The 15,000-nt window shown below is 51.2% G+C and carries 20 protein-coding genes, 1 pseudogene and 2 other annotated features; of the genes and pseudogenes, 13 read left to right on the top strand and 8 right to left on the bottom strand.

Annotated elements, in window-relative coordinates; translation table 11 throughout:
* The first annotated feature begins 205 nt into the window (after window positions 1-205).
* From H0485_RS17055 to H0485_RS17045, 3 genes are all read left to right on the top strand, one after another.
* Window positions 206-1,051 (top strand): ANT(3'')-Ia family aminoglycoside nucleotidyltransferase AadA11, encoded by an 846-nt coding sequence (locus H0485_RS17055; RefSeq protein WP_048608579.1) that lies wholly within the window; start codon window positions 206-208, stop codon window positions 1,049-1,051.
* A 287-nt stretch (window positions 1,052-1,338) separates the two neighbouring features.
* Window positions 1,339-2,022, top strand: a complete 684-nt coding sequence (locus H0485_RS17050; protein WP_226937146.1) for a pentapeptide repeat-containing protein — start codon at window positions 1,339-1,341, stop codon at window positions 2,020-2,022.
* Between the two features lies 1 nt (window position 2,023).
* Window positions 2,024-2,761 (top strand): pentapeptide repeat-containing protein, encoded by a 738-nt coding sequence (locus H0485_RS17045; protein WP_226937145.1) that lies wholly within the window; start codon window positions 2,024-2,026, stop codon window positions 2,759-2,761.
* A gap of 76 nt (window positions 2,762-2,837) precedes the next feature.
* On the opposite strand, the gene H0485_RS17040 is transcribed toward H0485_RS17045, so the two are convergent.
* From H0485_RS17040 to H0485_RS17020, 5 genes and pseudogenes are all read right to left on the bottom strand, one after another.
* Window positions 2,838-3,389, bottom strand: a complete 552-nt coding sequence (locus H0485_RS17040) for a hypothetical protein (RefSeq protein ID WP_226937202.1) — start codon at window positions 3,387-3,389, stop codon at window positions 2,838-2,840.
* Window positions 3,386-3,879: pseudogene (locus tag H0485_RS17035) on the bottom strand (transposase); the annotation flags it as partial. The pseudogene H0485_RS17035 and the gene H0485_RS17040, both read right to left, overlap by 4 nt.
* Window positions 3,488-3,604: a sequence feature (AL1L pseudoknot), on the bottom strand. Its footprint overlaps the pseudogene before it by 117 nt.
* A 118-nt stretch (window positions 3,880-3,997) precedes the next feature.
* Window positions 3,998-5,917: a tetracycline resistance ribosomal protection protein Tet(M) gene (tet(M), locus tag H0485_RS17030; protein WP_226937144.1), complete on the bottom strand. Its 1,920-nt coding sequence runs from the start codon at window positions 5,915-5,917 to the stop codon at window positions 3,998-4,000.
* Window positions 5,918-5,932: 15 nt separating this feature from the next.
* Complete coding sequence (locus H0485_RS21900) at window positions 5,933-6,013, bottom strand: hypothetical protein (RefSeq protein ID WP_226937201.1); 81 nt, start codon at window positions 6,011-6,013, stop codon at window positions 5,933-5,935.
* Window positions 6,003-7,225, bottom strand: a protein-coding gene (locus H0485_RS17020; RefSeq protein WP_226937143.1) for an IS3 family transposase whose coding sequence is annotated in 2 segments (ribosomal slippage) — window positions 6,003-6,949 and window positions 6,949-7,225 — 1,224 coding nt in all. Because the reading frame shifts where the segments join, the coding sequence is not laid out codon by codon here. The genes H0485_RS21900 and H0485_RS17020 overlap by 11 nt, the downstream gene beginning before the upstream one ends.
* Window positions 6,834-6,950, bottom strand: a sequence feature (AL1L pseudoknot). (Overlaps the previous gene by 117 nt.)
* Window positions 7,226-7,324: 99 nt before the next feature.
* Between H0485_RS17020 and H0485_RS17015 the strand changes: the two genes are divergently transcribed.
* The 7 genes from H0485_RS17015 to nrdH all read left to right on the top strand — a co-directional run bounded on the left by H0485_RS17015 (window position 7,325) and on the right by nrdH (window position 11,280).
* Complete coding sequence (locus tag H0485_RS17015) at window positions 7,325-7,525, top strand: hypothetical protein (protein ID WP_226937142.1); 201 nt, start codon at window positions 7,325-7,327, stop codon at window positions 7,523-7,525.
* Window positions 7,526-7,635: 110 nt separating this feature from the next.
* Window positions 7,636-8,136, top strand: a complete 501-nt coding sequence (locus H0485_RS17010) for a helix-turn-helix domain-containing protein (protein WP_226937141.1) — start codon at window positions 7,636-7,638, stop codon at window positions 8,134-8,136.
* Between the two features lie 21 nt (window positions 8,137-8,157).
* The gene (locus tag H0485_RS17005; protein ID WP_226937140.1) at window positions 8,158-8,478 is read left to right on the top strand and encodes a hypothetical protein; all 321 of its coding nucleotides are present in this window, start codon (window positions 8,158-8,160) and stop codon (window positions 8,476-8,478) included.
* Between the two features lie 56 nt (window positions 8,479-8,534).
* Window positions 8,535-9,092 (top strand): hypothetical protein, encoded by a 558-nt coding sequence (locus H0485_RS17000; RefSeq protein WP_226937139.1) that lies wholly within the window; start codon window positions 8,535-8,537, stop codon window positions 9,090-9,092.
* Window positions 9,093-9,464: 372 nt separating this feature from the next.
* Window positions 9,465-10,667: a DNA polymerase Y family protein gene (locus H0485_RS16995; RefSeq protein WP_226937138.1), complete on the top strand. Its 1,203-nt coding sequence runs from the start codon at window positions 9,465-9,467 to the stop codon at window positions 10,665-10,667.
* 79 nt (window positions 10,668-10,746) lie between these two features.
* Entirely contained in the window at window positions 10,747-11,028 is a 282-nt protein-coding gene (locus H0485_RS16990; RefSeq protein ID WP_226937137.1) for an HU family DNA-binding protein, read from the top strand.
* A 15-nt stretch (window positions 11,029-11,043) separates the two neighbouring features.
* Window positions 11,044-11,280, top strand: coding sequence for a glutaredoxin-like protein NrdH (nrdH, locus tag H0485_RS16985; RefSeq protein ID WP_226937136.1), 237 nt, complete (start codon window positions 11,044-11,046; stop codon window positions 11,278-11,280).
* A 53-nt stretch (window positions 11,281-11,333) separates the two neighbouring features.
* On the opposite strand, the gene H0485_RS21895 is transcribed toward nrdH, so the two are convergent.
* Window positions 11,334-11,867, bottom strand: a complete 534-nt coding sequence (locus H0485_RS21895) for a 1-acyl-sn-glycerol-3-phosphate acyltransferase (protein ID WP_226937135.1) — start codon at window positions 11,865-11,867, stop codon at window positions 11,334-11,336.
* 105 nt (window positions 11,868-11,972) lie between these two features.
* Here H0485_RS21895 and H0485_RS16975 point away from each other — a divergent pair, with 105 nt between their 5' ends.
* Together H0485_RS16975 and H0485_RS16970 are read left to right on the top strand one after the other, a co-directional pair.
* Window positions 11,973-12,254: a hypothetical protein gene (locus H0485_RS16975; RefSeq protein WP_226937134.1), complete on the top strand. Its 282-nt coding sequence runs from the start codon at window positions 11,973-11,975 to the stop codon at window positions 12,252-12,254.
* 16 nt (window positions 12,255-12,270) lie between these two features.
* Window positions 12,271-14,262, top strand: a complete 1,992-nt coding sequence (locus H0485_RS16970) for a hypothetical protein (RefSeq protein ID WP_226937133.1) — start codon at window positions 12,271-12,273, stop codon at window positions 14,260-14,262.
* A 16-nt stretch (window positions 14,263-14,278) separates the two neighbouring features.
* Here the strand turns inward: H0485_RS16970 and H0485_RS16965 are convergent, their stop codons facing one another.
* The gene (locus H0485_RS16965; protein ID WP_226937132.1) at window positions 14,279-14,485 is read right to left on the bottom strand and encodes a hypothetical protein; all 207 of its coding nucleotides are present in this window, start codon (window positions 14,483-14,485) and stop codon (window positions 14,279-14,281) included.
* Between the two features lie 13 nt (window positions 14,486-14,498).
* The gene (locus tag H0485_RS16960; protein ID WP_226937131.1) at window positions 14,499-14,678 is read right to left on the bottom strand and encodes a hypothetical protein; all 180 of its coding nucleotides are present in this window, start codon (window positions 14,676-14,678) and stop codon (window positions 14,499-14,501) included.
* Window positions 14,679-14,785: 107 nt separating this feature from the next.
* On the opposite strand from H0485_RS16960, the gene H0485_RS21890 reads away from it, so the two are divergent.
* On the top strand, window positions 14,786-15,000 hold a 215-nt coding region (locus tag H0485_RS21890), incomplete at its 3' end, for a DUF6283 family protein (RefSeq protein WP_226937130.1).

Here is a 15,000-nt window from a genome sequence, read left to right as displayed (position 1 = left end):
GAAAGCGGCTGGACAGATCTGTCCGCTGCGCTGAAAAACGCCGCCCCTGGGCAAGGAAACAGCGGCTTCGCGGTCTGATCCGTCCAGATCCAGCAGTCTGCGCGACCGCAGGTGCCGCTTGTGGCAGAAAATCCTTGTCTAGCGCTCGAATACAGGCGACCTTCACCTCAAACGACACGCCACTTGGGGAATGCAGGTAGACATCATGAGTAACGCAGTACCCGCCGAGATTTCGGTACAGCTATCACTGGCTCTCAACGCCATCGAGCGTCATCTGGAATCAACGTTGCTGGCCGTGCATTTGTACGGCTCTGCACTGGACGGTGGCCTGAAGCCATACAGTGATATTGATTTGCTGGTTACTGTGGCTGCACAGCTCGATGAGACTGTCCGACAAGCCCTGGTCGTAGATCTCTTGGAAATTTCTGCCTCCCCTGGCCAAAGTGAGGCTCTCCGCGCCTTGGAAGTTACCATCGTCGTGCATGGTGATGTTGTCCCTTGGCGTTATCCGGCCAGACGGGAACTGCAATTCGGGGAGTGGCAGCGTAAGGACATTCTTGCGGGCATCTTCGAGCCCGCCACAACCGATGTTGATCTGGCTATTCTGCTAACTAAAGTAAGGCAGCATAGCCTTGCATTGGCAGGTTCGGCCGCAGAGGATTTCTTTAACCCAGTTCCGGAAGGCGATCTATTCAAGGCATTGAGCGACACTCTGAAACTATGGAATTCGCAGCCGGATTGGGAAGGAGATGAGCGGAATGTAGTGCTTACCTTGTCTCGCATTTGGTACAGCGCAGCAACCGGCAAGATCGCACCGAAGGATATCGTTGCCAACTGGGCAATTGAGCGTCTGCCAGATCAACATAAGCCCGTACTGCTTGAAGCCCGGCAGGCTTATCTTGGACAAGGAGAAGATTGCTTGGCCTCACGCGCGGATCAGTTGGCGGCGTTCGTTCACTTCGTGAAACATGAAGCCACTAAATTGCTTGGTGCCATGCCAGTGATGTCTAACAATTCATTCAAGCCGAACCCGCTTCGCGGGTCGGCTTAATTCAGGTGTTGAACGACAGCTTTCCCAAAAGCTCTACGGCTGCTCTGGGTCGACACCGGTAATCGGATCGTTGCCGCACTGAACAGCGCCCCGTTCCAGGTCGCCTCCATTTATGCGGCTGAACCGAGGGAGAGCAGCTTTACGCCGTCTGGCCGCAGTTCGCCCTTGGGCGACACGTGCCGGTAGAGCGTCTGCCGGGTAATCCCGAATGAACAATCTTGCCGTTGAGCCGGTAGTCGCCCTGCAAAAATCTTGTCTATGTGGTGCTCTTTTGCGAGGTAGTGAAAATGAACAAAAAAATTACACTGACTGCCCAAACCCTCCGCCGTGCCGATCTCGAAGGGATCAGCAAGTCAGGCGACATAGCACTACTCGAAGACTGCGACCTGAGCGAGATGAACCTATCAGAAATTGATCTTTCAGGGTGGCATTTTGCGCGTTGCAGACTGGCTCGCACTTCTTTTAACGGTGCAAGGATTGATGAAACCAGCTTCACTGCCTGTCGAGCCGCAGGGGCAAGCTTTACTGGCTCCGACCTGCAGGAGGCAGTTATAGAAGGCGGAGACTTCAGCAACACGAATTTCAGGGGCGCCACCCTCACCCATACTAAAATTACCAACTGCAAAATGACTGGTTCCGACTTTACCGAGGCGAAGACATTGGGGCTTTCCATCGAAAGCGTGCTGCTGGTCCTTGCTGTTCTGCCGAGGCTTTCTTTTCGTAAAATGACCCTAAAGGAAGTTGATTTCAGCGAGGCCGACTTAAGAGGCTGCGATTTTAGGGACACTGTTTTTGAGGATTGCTCCCTTCGTGATGCCCACCTTCCAGAATGCAGGTTTGAGGGTGCCGATCTACGCAATGCTGATTTAGGTGGCATCAAGCTTACCAATGCCCAATTTTACAAGGGGGCGCTAATTTCAAAACGCCAAGCAGCTGACCTTCTGGGCCAGCTCGGCCTGAAAGTTCTTTAGCATGGCAACGATGACCTTGGAGGAGGCCGCCACACGGCGTCAGGTTACGGGCGAGCGGTTTCGCGCAGACGGCCTTGACGGATTTTCAATTTTTGAAACAGATTTTACGGAATGTTCATTCGTAGATTGCATGTTCGACGGCGGTAAAGTTGGCATGTCAAAGTTCCGAAACTGCCATTTCACGGATTGCTCGTTCCGAGACACAACGCTCCTTTCCTGCCAGTTCAACGAAGGGGGCGATGATGAGTATTGTGTTTGGAAGGCGTGTGATTTCTCGGATGCCTTTCTTTCAGAATGCGATCTTTCGAAAAATAGATTTATCAAATGCCGAGGCTTCATGCTGCTGCTGAAAGACTGCAACCTTTCAGAGACTGAAGTCGATCTAGAAGTTCACCGAAGCACCAATGCCCGCCATATCATCGGCGGTATATCGTGCTATCGGACGCGTTTTCTTGAAGCCAACTTTACGGGACAGGACCTAGAGGGTAGCACTTTCGAATTTTGTGATGTTCGTGGTGCCAATTTCAACAAATGTAATCTTACCTCCGTCAAGTTCGTTGGATCAAACTTAAACGGGGCCTCGATAAGGAATGCGTCGCTTGTCTGCACAAATTTAGCTCATTCCGAGATCGAAGAACTAGACCTTACTCAGGCCGATGCACTCTCTGACTTGATGATCAGTGCTGAACAGCGTGATTACGTGCTAAAATGTTTTCGGGTTACGGTCTTAAATCCATGACCCGAAACGGTCATAATACACGACGAACCATCGTCTTCAGACACCTCCCAAAATGGACCGTTTGTTGAAGCTATTCTTATCGGTCGATCCCATGCCCTCGGTCGCGATGCGCTTCCCGCTCAATCTCTTGCTGGCGCTCTAGCTCTTTCACCCGTTCCTGTTCTCGCGCCGCCTCCTGTGCGGTGTGCCGTTCCTCGGCCTCACGGCCCTCGCGCAACGCGGCGGCGCGATCCGCTAGAGCATCACGATCAACGCCCTCCGCTGCTTCGCGCAGACGTGCTGCAAAATCCTGCGGGGCTTCCCGTTCTTGCTCCGACGTGGCGGCTTCCTGAACCTTCTCTCGGCCCTGATAGGCTTCCCATGATGCCTTCAACCGTGCGGCAAAGTCAGGTTCTTGGTCCCGGCCGTCACGCCCTCCGGCAAGCGCCAGCTCGGACTGCCCTGATCCCAGACGATCCATGACGTGCTCTGCCGCACGGTCCAGCCAATCGCGGACCTGTCCGGTCAGCTCCTGCACCACCTGCCTGACCTCGGCGGCAAGGTCCTTGACCTCGTGCCAGACACGGACGGCGGCAACCTCGATGCCGCGCTCCTTGAGCTGCCAAGCACCAAGGGAAAGCTGGGCCAAATCTGTTTGATTTGTGCCATGAGGTGTTTGTCGCTTTGTTTGCGTCGACTTTGCTTCTCTGGGTTTTCCTGTTCAGCTTTGACGCGATAGTAGCTAGATGGGGCAATTGGCAGTATTCTACAAATCGGCTCGACCCCATATTTTTCTTTTTCATCATCAATGAATTTGACCATCACTTGTGTGGGCGGCCGAGCTCCGCCTGGGCGAAAAAAGCGGCTGCCTTTCGAATAATTTCGTTCGCTTGTTTGAGTTCTCTGATTTCTCGCTCAAGCTCAGCGATACGAGCCGCTTGGCTTTCAGTGCTAACGGTCACAGGATTTTGCTTAGCTAGGTGCTTTTGATGCCATGAGCGTAGGGTTTCGGGTGTGCAGCCAAATTTGGGGGCGATGGCTTGGATAGCCGCCCATAATGAGGGATAATCTTTTTGTGATTCAATCAGTAATTCGACGGCTCTTTTCTTAACTTCTGTTGGGTATTGTTTGCTTTTCATAAGGGTATTGTCTCAGAGTTTTAGGTCTCCGACAATCCCGGGACGGTTCAAATCTTTATTAAAAAATATTTCATCTTATTTAACAAGAAACCATATTTATATAACAACATAAAATACACTAAGTTATTTTATTGAACATATATCGTACTTTATCTATCCGACTATTTGGACGACGGGGCTGGCAAACAGGTTCACCGGTAGTAACATGGTACCCTTTTAACTCTGTTAAACAAACACTACGTCCATTTGTAAAGAAAGTTAAATCACTACGATATTCTTGAATACACCGAGCAGGGATTTCTCCACTAAGAATGACCTCATTATTTTTCAATTGAGTGTCTACGATGTTCGCACAATATTTAGGAGCATCGTTGTATGCTCGTGAAAGATATTCCTGTGGCGCATAAATTTTAAAACTAAGATATGGCTCTAACAATTCTGTTCCAGCTTTTTTTAAGACTTGTTCCAATACAATAGGAGCAAGCATCCGAAAATCTGCTGGGGTACTAACAGGGCTATAGTATAAGCCATACTTAAAACAGATTTTACAATCCGTCACATTCCAACCATATAATCCTTGTTCGCAACCATAGCGTATCCCTTCCATAACTGCATTTTGAAATGATTGATTTAAGTATCCAAGAGAAACCGAGCTCTCATACTGCATTCCACTTCCCAACGGAAGCGGTGATACAGATAAACCAATGGAAGCCCAGAAAGGATTTGGCGGCACTTCGATGTGAATGGTATATTCTGCATTTTTTAACGGTCTCTCCATATAAATGACTGTAGGCTCTTTTAGTTCTATCTCCACATGATACTTTTCTTGCAACAGTGCACTAATCACTTCCATTTGTACTTTCCCTAAGAAAGAAAGTATAATTTCATGTGTCGTAGAATCCACGTAATATCGTAGAAGCGGATCACTATCTGAGATTTCCAAAAGGGCATCAAGCAACATTTCTCTCTGTTCAGGTTTACTCGGTTCAACAGTTGTTTGTAGTAGAGGGTGCGGATTTTCAATCTTTTTTCTCTGTGGCAATAGTTTTGTATCTCCAAGAACACTATTTAACTTCAAAAACTCATTTTGCAAAATAACAATTTCTCCAGAATAAGCTCTATCAATCTTACATAATTCACCATTTATTGAAGTATACATTTCTGTAACTTTTATTTTTTCTTTTTCTGATACTCTAACCGAATCTCGTAAATGTAGTACTCCACTATAAAGGCGTATATATGCAAGACGTTGTCTTTTTTTTGTATATTCAATTTTGAAAACATTTCCGCAAAGTTCAGACGGACCTCGATGTGTTGATGAATAAAATTTATTCGTAATCACTTCTATAAGGTTATCAATCCCTATATTGTTTTTTGCACTTCCGTGATAAACAGGGAACAGGGAACAATTATGAAATCTTATGCTTTCCTCTTGTTCGAGCTCCAATGCTTCTAATGATTTACCGGACATATATTTCTCTAAAAGGTCATCGTTTCCCTCTATTACCGTATCCCATTGTTCAGATTCGGTAAAGTTCGTCACACACATATTAGGATACAGTTCTACCTTATGTTTGATTACAATTTCGGCAGAAAGTTTCTCTTTAATATCCTGATAAACCGTTGATAAATCAATTCCATTTTGGTCAATCTTATTGATAAAAAAGATTGTGGGAATCCCCATTTTCCTAAGTGCATGAAATAATATACGAGTTTGTGCTTGTACGCCATCTTTTGCAGAAATCAGTAGAATTGCCCCATCTAAAACTGATAATGAACGATATACTTCTGCTAAGAAATCCATATGTCCTGGCGTGTCTATGATGTTCACCTTCGTATTTTCCCACTGAAAAGAGGTTATTCCTGTCTGAATTGTAATTCCTCTCTGACGTTCTAAAAGCGTATTATCCGTCCTCGTTGTACCTTTGTCCACGCTTCCTAATTCTGTAATCGCTCCACTGTTATATAATAAGCTTTCTGTTAAGGTAGTTTTTCCTGCATCAACATGAGCTAAAACTCCAATATTAATAATTTTCATGTGATTTTCCTCCATTCAAAAACCCAAAAGGGCATAAAAATCCCAGTGAACCGTCCTGGTTTTATCGGAGACAGGTTTGCTTGAGTCAGGCAGCATAGCCTGACGGAATTAATGAACAATAGTAGATATTTTCCGCATCAACAGGCGATACATATCCATTGGTAGAATGCAATCGTTCATGGTTGTACCAGTGTACCCAATCAAGGGTTGCTAGCGCAACATCATTTACGCCATCCCATTCCTGTTTCAAATAATCAATCACCTCCGCTTTATATAGCCCATTCACACTTTCAGCTAGGGCATTATCATAAGAGTCACCTGTCGTGCCGACTGATGCGGCAAGCCCCGATTGTTTAAGCCGTTCACCGTACTTAATCGATAGATACTGACTACCTTTATCAGAATGATGAATTACTCCGCTTGGTCTGCCTCTAGCGTCTAATGCTTGATTTAGGGCATCTAGAACTAGCTGAGTGTCCATATGATTCGATACTTTCCAACCCACAATAACTCGCTTGAATACGTCGATGACAAAGGCGGTATAGACCCAGCCTGTTTTGGTCTTGATATAGGTAAAGTCAGCCACCCACAGCTTGTTTGGGCTATCTGCAGTAAAGTTGCGTTTGACCAAATCATCGGGACTTTGTTGTCCTGGTCGCTGTTTGGTGGTGATTTTGCCTTTGCCTCGCCATACGCCTTGAATACCTAGCTGTTTCATAAGGCGTTCAACGGTACAGCGACCAAGCTTTGGCATGCCATCTTGCTTAAGCTTGTGCCAGACTTTACGAATGCCGTAACGACAGCCACTGTCTTGCCAAATCTGTTTGATTTGTGCCATGAGGTGTTTGTCGCTTTGTTTGCGTCGACTTTGCTTCTCTGGGTTTTCCTGTTCAGCTTTGACGCGATAGTAGCTAGATGGGGCAATTGGCAGTATTCTACAAATCGGCTCGACCCCATATTTTTCTTTTTCATCATCAATGAATTTGACCATCACTTGTGTGGGCGGCCGAGCTCCGCCTGGGCGAAAAAAGCGGCTGCCTTTCGAATAATTTCGTTCGCTTGTTTGAGTTCTCTGATTTCTCGCTCAAGCTCAGCGATACGAGCCGCTTGGCTTTCAGTGCTAACGGTCACAGGATTTTGCTTAGCTAGGTGCTTTTGATGCCATGAGCGTAGGGTTTCGGGTGTGCAGCCAAATTTGGGGGCGATGGCTTGGATAGCCGCCCATAATGAGGGATAATCTTTTTGTGATTCAATCAGTAATTCGACGGCTCTTTTCTTAACTTCTGTTGGGTATTGTTTGCTTTTCATAAGGGTATTGTCTCAGAGTTTTAGGTCTCCGACAATCCCGGGACGGTTCACTACGTCGGACAGTCCGCACCCAAGCGCGACGTTCTAAAGAAAGAGGCGTTGCGCCAAGCCGGTATCGAGCTGGTGGAGATCCAAGCATCTGCATCGCAGACCGAGATCGAGACACTGTTGAAGGGAGCGATCGAGCGCAATTTCAGGCCAGCACCTGCGCCATTTGTTAAAGAAGTCCCATCATCCGCCGAAAGAGTAACTGAGATAGCCGAAAATTATGGACAGGATGGGCAAAAAAAGACAGTGTGATAGACAGAGCGCTGTGATAAACGCAGGCAGATTTCACATTGGCTGGGACCGCTATGCTCCTTAAAGACCCCTTCCCCACGACCCCTGTGCGGCCAGAGCCGCCACTCAAAATGTTCATGGAAACATTTGGCTGGGACCGCGACGAAGCCGCGATCCTGTTGGGCGTAGACCGGCGCACATTGAGCCGCTGGGTGAAGGCCGAAGAGAGCGGCGAGGATAAGGTTTCACCTGCGTCCAGGCTGCTGCTGAACCTTTACTTTGATCGCGCTGAATCTGTGTTGGTCAAGCAGATGCTCTGGCTCAAAGGCGTGAAAGACAAAGCCGAAGAGCTTGCACCTGTCGTTGGTGAAGAGAACTGGGGACTTAGGGCTGCGGAGAAAATCAACAATGTCCGGTTCGGACCTTGGGTGTCGGTGAGCGATCTTCCTGAGCTTCCTGTTGGTATCAAGTTTATCCGATCTCGGATGGTGGCGATTGATCGCCTTATTGAACGTGGGCTGGTCTCGGGTGGTGAGCTGAAACGAGCAAAGGTCATATATCAACGCTACTCAGCGATCTCGGAAGATTATCGCACCAAGTTTCCGAAGGGTGGCAAAGACGCCAACGAGTAATTTTGTAAAAGGTGGGGGTGTATGGAGATTTATTCTATCCGTGAACCTGATCTTGATAAGCTGGTCGAGATCATGGCGAAAATGGAAGAACTGGGTGGGCCGGTTATTAAGGTGGTCGGCATTGGAAGCCGGTATCTGGCCCTAGAAGGATCACATAGACTTCCCGCCGCTCGCGCTTTTGGTTTCAGGCCGGTCCCGATTATACTGCCAAGAGAACAACTGATAGATGTGAGCGAGTATGACTGGTTCAAGGAAGAAGACTGGCCTGAAAAAATCTTGCCTGCCGGTATAGTAGCGGAGAGATTGTTCGACAGACAAAAGGCAGTGCTTTATCGCTTTTAGGGTGGTGGAAACATGCTGGGGGCATCTTGAAAACTTACACACTAGACTGGAACTGTGTGATCGAACTTGAAGAGCAAAGACCGCAGGCGGCAAGCGTTCAGAGTCTGGTAGATGCTCACAGAAGGCAGGAGATAGAAGTGGCTTTGCTCGCCGCTTCGGCTTCTGAGAATACGAAATCAAAACTCTTTCCAGGCAATGCCAAATTATTCTTTGAAAGGGTCAAAGCACTGGGGCTGGATGACCTGCCCCTTGTGCCAATGCCTGCAATCGTAGGGTTGAGTTACTTCGGAAACGCATTTTGGGTTTCAGATGCCGAAGAGTTTGACCGGCTAAAGTCGGCTCTCTGGGCTATCATGGCTCCAAATGTCGCAATCAAGCCAATAGATCACCTGCCGGAAGGGCAAAAGCTGACTGATGATGCCATACAGTCAGAGGCCCTGTCGAAGTGGCGCAATGTCTGGTGCGATGTGATCTCTGCATATTCTCACATTCATGCAAAGCGTGATGTTTTCGTTACCAGTAACACCAAAGACTTTCAGAAATATCGGGATCAGCTCGCAGCGCTCGGAATGCCCCTAATAATGACCCCTACCGAGGCCGCAAAAAGCTATTGAGCTTTAACAGCTACACCGATAGCCGACCTAATAAGACGCAAAGCATCCCTCGCCTCTTGCTCGCGCAGGGCGGGGTTTTGGTTTGAGAGGGCTTTCCAGAAGCGCGAAGCTAGAAGATCCCCTTTAGGCTTCACTCTCACGACTTCCAGCGCATCGCGCACTGCGTCAGTCCTATAGTCCTCATACCTGCAACCTCGCACGGCGCGTTCAAGGGTCTCGATTGCGCCTTGGGCAGTCTCGCGGGGGATGATCTGTTCAGCCCAGTCACCGCCGAAGGCCACGTTTGCCAGTTGCGACTTGCGATCCATCTGCACACCTCATAAACGAAAAGAACAATTAGCGAACAAATACCAGTGAAACGGCCAGACTGCTATGGGAGAATTTCGGACACTTTACCTCGATATGGACTCGTTTTTTGCCTCGGTGGAGCAGCACGAGAACCCAGCCCTTCGCGGCAGACCCGTCGCCATCACGGCAGTTGACGGGACCAATGGGGCCTGCGTTGCTGCGAGCTATGAGGCGAAAGCCTTTGGCGTGAAAACGGGAACGCTTGTGCGCGATGCCAAGAGGCTCTGTCCCGAGATCGTTTTCCTGCCCAGTCGTCACCGGCTCTATGTCCAATACAACCTGCGCATCGCTGCGATCCTCGACCAGATGGCAGAGCTTGAGCGCATCCGCAGTGTTGACGAGTTTCAGCTTCGGCTCGGCGGGGCCGCGTCGGAGCTGGATGGTGCGGTGGCTCTGGTGAAGGCAATGAAGCAGAGGATCGCAACTGAAATCGGCCAATCCATCCGTCTATCTGCTGGAATTGGGCCAAATTCCTTGCTGGCAAAGATCGCCGGAAAATTGGAAAAGCCAGATGGCTGTCAGTGGCTGAGTCCACGCAACATGCCCCAGCGGCTTTCTCACCTTAAACTCGATGATCTGCCTGGGATCAGCAAAGGTGTGAAGGCCAAGCTCTACAAGGCCCGCGTCTGGGACATTGAAGCGCTTTACCGGCTCGATCCCCGCCACGCACGGCTGATCTGGGGGTCGATAGAAGGGGAGCGGTTTGTTCGTGCCTTACAGGGAGCGGATATTCCCCTCGTGACGACGGAAAGGCATGGCTACGGCAACAGTAAGGTTCTGGCGCCCGACAGCAGGCCAATCAGCCAGGCTTATCTGGTAGGGCGCTGGCTGGTCGAAAAGTCAGCATCCCGCCTGCGCAGGGATGGACGTGTCGCAAAATCATTTTCGCTATCGGTGAGTTTTCTGCCCGAGGGCGGGGCTAGTCTGCGTCTTCGGTGCGAGGCATCGCAGGACACTGCTTACTTCCTCAAGCTGCACCGGCAGCTTTGGGAGGCTATTTGGCGGCGGCACAGGCCCAGGCAGGCGATTTCGGTTTCTGTGCAGCTCGGGGATGTGAGTTTGCTGGCCGATCGCGCCGGTGATCTCTTCGCCCCGCTTCGGCCTGCGGAGAAGACCACGGGGGAAAAGGTCTCGGAGCTGGTGGATGCTGTAAACGCCCGCTTTGGCAAAGACACGCTGCGATGGGGAGAAAATCGGCCGCATCATGGCTTCTTTGAGCGAGGGTAGCGACTAAAAAGGTTGTAAAGAATAAAATGCAAATTTACGCTTATTCCTGACCAAACAGCAACTTTCAGGGTGAAAACTGATGGCAACCGGACTGAGCAAGACCCAACTGATCGTGCAGCTCGCAGAGACGGCAGAGGTGGACAAAAACACGGTCTCGAAAATCCTCAATGCGCTGACGGAAGTTGTGCATGACGAAATCGGTAATGGTGGCAGCGTCACCTTGCCTGGGATCGTGAAAGTGGCCTGCCGCGAGCGCGGCGAGCGCATGGTCCGTAACCCTGCGACGGGTGAATCTCTGCTCCGGCCAGCAGATCGGCGTGTGACAGCAACGGTCCTAAAGGGCCTCAAATCGGTCGTATGATCTGAGGAAAAGACGATGGCGGTAACTCTCTACACGAAACCGGATTGTGTGCAGTGCGTGGCGACGAAAAGGGCGCTGGATGCGAAGAAGATCCAATATGACACCGTGGACCTGACCCAAGACGAAGAGGCGATGGCGAAGGTTCAGGCACTCGGATACCGGCAGGCTCCTGTGGTGATTGCCGATGATGACCACTGGGCAGGCTTCATGCCGAACAAGATCAACGATCTGGTGGCAGATCAGGCCCAGTAAATTTTCTTCCTGTGGTGATGACTGCCGGAGCGTGACTGCTCCGGCTTTTTTTGTCAGATGGTGACGGTAATCTCAGGCCAAAGCCTCGTGCCGCCGTCCGCAAATAGTCGGGAGCGATCGGCTCCTGAAATCTGGACGCGGTAGACAGGCGCACCCGTTTTCCTGTGCAGCCACTGATACCCAGCCAGCTCGGGGCCAGGGGCTATCTGACCCGTCGGGAAGATCATCACACTCTCCCCACGCTGTAGCGCCGCACAGAGGCCCCGCAGGGCGAGGGAATGTGTTTGGGATAGGGGAATGACCCTACCCAAGCCCATGCGGCTCAGAGCGGCCAATCCGCGCCGCGTCCAAGGGTTCTGGATGGCATAGGCCGGTGTGACGGCATAGGTCATGGGGATCGGGGAGGATAAGGCCAAAAGTGGGCCATCCAGCATCGAGCCGTGGTTGCAGATGACGATGCACGGTCCTTCGCACAGTCTAGCGGCCTGTTCGGTCCAGATCGCTCGGGTCCGAAATGCGGCAAGGATCGCCCGACGCCAGATCGGCAAGGAAACATGCTTTTTTGAAGGTCCGGTAGCGGTGTTCATATTCGGCCCGTTGTCGGTTTCTAAAACCCGTGATCGGTTATTTGTAGTAAATAACAATTTGATTGTTTACGCTATGGTCATCGCACTCATTTGTGGAGACCACCCATGCTTGACGCAGAAGCCCAAATCCTGAAGTCGCCTCCCGAGAGCCTGCGCAAACTGGCGCGGGTCTCGGTCAATCAGGGGCAGATCGAGCTGCATATCCTGCTGGCCTGCCTGCTAGGTCGCAACTTCCCTGACGAGAGCTTTGCTCAACTGAGACAGATCATGGCTCGCGCCCCGAAGAGCCTGCTGCGTCAGGTGGCCGACGATCTTGAGCTGCCGTTTGAGCATCTGGCTGTGGTCTGCATGGAACAGTTCGGCATCGCTCTAACAGCCGACGCATGAATAGGGGGTAGGAGCTATGGCACGTCTTCCCGAAGCCGGTCATCAGATCGCATCTCAAGAGCCGCCTGTCGATTATGACGAAGAGGCGGAGCTTGAGAGATACTATGCTGAAGAAAGCCTGCGCATGGCGCAGGAGGCCGCGTCCCAACCCCCTATTGTCTGGGAAGGACGCTGGGAGAGACCGAGGCCGGAGGAAGAGCGCCTAGCCGTCGTTGTCAAAGTGGGTGAGAGGTATCATCCAGGCTTTATCAGCAGCGATGTGCGAACATCAGCAGAGAGCCTTCACTGGTCCGCATTCTCGTTCAGCAATTTAGAGGATGCGCGGCAAAAGTTCTATCTGGGCGGTAATGAGTTTGAACATGCCTACATTGCGGAAATGACGGGCGGTTTCGATGCAGTGCCTCCCTCTGTGATCTACAGAGGCATCCCAGAGATAAACGAACCTCCGAAGCTCAATTCCCCTGAGAGGGCCGAAAACCGCATGATTGCGGCCCATTACATGAGCAAAATGAAAGAGCTGATGGGCGATGACCCCGAAAAGAACCTGCGCGAGCGCTTCCCAGAGCTGCCCGACGTGTTCGTTCGGGATCTTGTGGCGCAGACAGTTCAAATCATCGAGCGGGTTGAACCCGAGTTGGCGAAGTATAAGCACCTCGACAGCGAGAATGAGCGCAAGCTGGTCTGGTCCAGTCCCGAGACAAAGCAAATGGGTTACGCTTTCCTTGACGAAGAGACCCAGATTGTCATGCAGATCGGGGATCGCTTTCACCCTGGGGTGAAAACGGTGGATTCCAGGACAAGAGAGAACGAGCTGACAGTCTCCAGCTTCTCTTTTGCCAGCCTGGAGGAAGCGATAGATAACCCTTACACGGGTCGCCACTCGCTTGAGTATGACTACATCTACAGGAATACGCAGCGCTTCATGGCGGAAATCCCAGAGCATGTGATTTCTGACAGCACCACCCCCTACAGTTATCCGACCTACGAGCTTTATAGGCCCGAGGATGCTGATAACCGCATGGAAGCCAAGAAATATCTGGATGGGCTTGGGCAGATCATGGGGGACAGCAAGGAGGACTTTCAGCAGCGCTTCCCAGAGCTGCCCGCCGATTTCGTGGACGAGTTCTACGAAACCAGGCAGGCGCTGATTCAGCAGATCGGTGCGGAGCTTGTGGCCTATCAAACGATCAGAACAGATGCTGAAAAGGCGATGGCGCTGGCTGACGAATTGCTGGGCTATGAGGCTATGCGCAAAGCCTATCTTGATCCGGTAACGAGCTATGCTCTTCAAAACGATGGCGCAGGATATAACAGAGAGGTGACGGTTTTCGTGCCGCACGGCATGTTGGATGAAGTCGCCAAATCCAGCCATACCAGTCGCTATATGACGTTGGATGATGCGGTGACGAGCTATGAGCGCAGTTTCCGAAACAGGAATGAGCCGATCCCGTGGGGATTTAATGACACTGGGGATGCCGAGAAGGAAGGATACTTTCACGCCTACCTGATTCAGCGCGACGGCGAAAAGGGCGATGGCCTGTCTGTCCATTTCCGTGAGTTGGAAAGGGGGATGGTAAAGCCGGAGACCTATGTTGAGCAGAGCAGGACAGCGGATGGCGAAGACGTGTCATTGCCGATCCTGACCGGCAAGGGGATGGTCCAGCATGTCACCCGCAATGTCAGCTCGATGGCGCTGGACACTGACTATAAGGCAGCAGCCTTTATGGCGATCCACACAGGACTTGCGGACGCTGATTATGAGCCTATGCAGCAGCGGGACATTGCCTCTGGCCGTGACCCTGAAATCTACACGGCAGCGGGCAAAGCTCTGTTTGTGCCGCAGCAGGCTGGCGACAGGGCAGACATAACCCGTCTGCTAGATCGAGCCTATGGCTTGGATCAGAACGAGGCAGAGAAGGTTCTGGCCTCGGTGGAGCGCTACCAGTCCTCGAACATGGAAAAGCCGCAGACCAGAGGCTACGGCTTTTCCTATAGTCCATCCCGTTGAATGGTTCTGGGCAGGATCAGGCGAAGCTCTCGCCTGTTTCCTCGCCCCAGAAGGCACGAGGCGCGAGCCGCTGGCCTGACCCATTAAACTCGGTCCCGCAGCGGTCGCAGGCATTTGCCCAGCCATCTTCGCAGTGGACAGCGCAGCCACACGAGCAGCGGATCACCGGATAGCTGAAAGCAGGATTGCGGGCCTTTGGCTCATATCGAATGATCGCGGTCATGGCTGCGGTCCTTTCAAGCGTTCAGGCGCTCGCAGAGCGCGTCAATTTCATCGTTGTCCAGCGCCAGCATAGTTTCGCAGTCGGTGGCGATCACGCTCTCTTCGATGTGAGCGCGGTTGTCAGTGCGCTGCCAAAGGCGCAAAGCGGCAAGGATGGTGGCGAGTTCACGGTAGCTCAGTTCAGGGCGCGACATTCAAGTTCCTCCGGCTGATTTGATCTATGCAACAGGGTATATAACAGACTAATTGACGTGACAATAAAAAAAGCCCATAATGGGCAAAATAAATTGGAGGCAACACCATGCTCAAACCGCCAAAGGTTCCCTGCGGCTCTTGCCCTTACCGAAAAGACGTTGAGCCTGGAATTTGGGCTGCGGAAGAGTATGCCAAGCTGCCTCTTTACGACGGTGAGACGTGGGAGCAGTCACCAGCTTTATTCATGTGCCACCAGCGGGACGGTTGCTTGTGCGGTGGCTGGCTTATGACCCATGATCGGGAAGAGCTGCTGGCGCTCCG

Origin of the sequence: Pseudogemmobacter faecipullorum, assembly GCF_020539525.1 — a bacterium.
GTDB lineage: Bacteria > Pseudomonadota > Alphaproteobacteria > Rhodobacterales > Rhodobacteraceae > Pseudogemmobacter > Pseudogemmobacter faecipullorum.
This window is presented reverse-complemented; position numbering and strand designations above follow the sequence as displayed.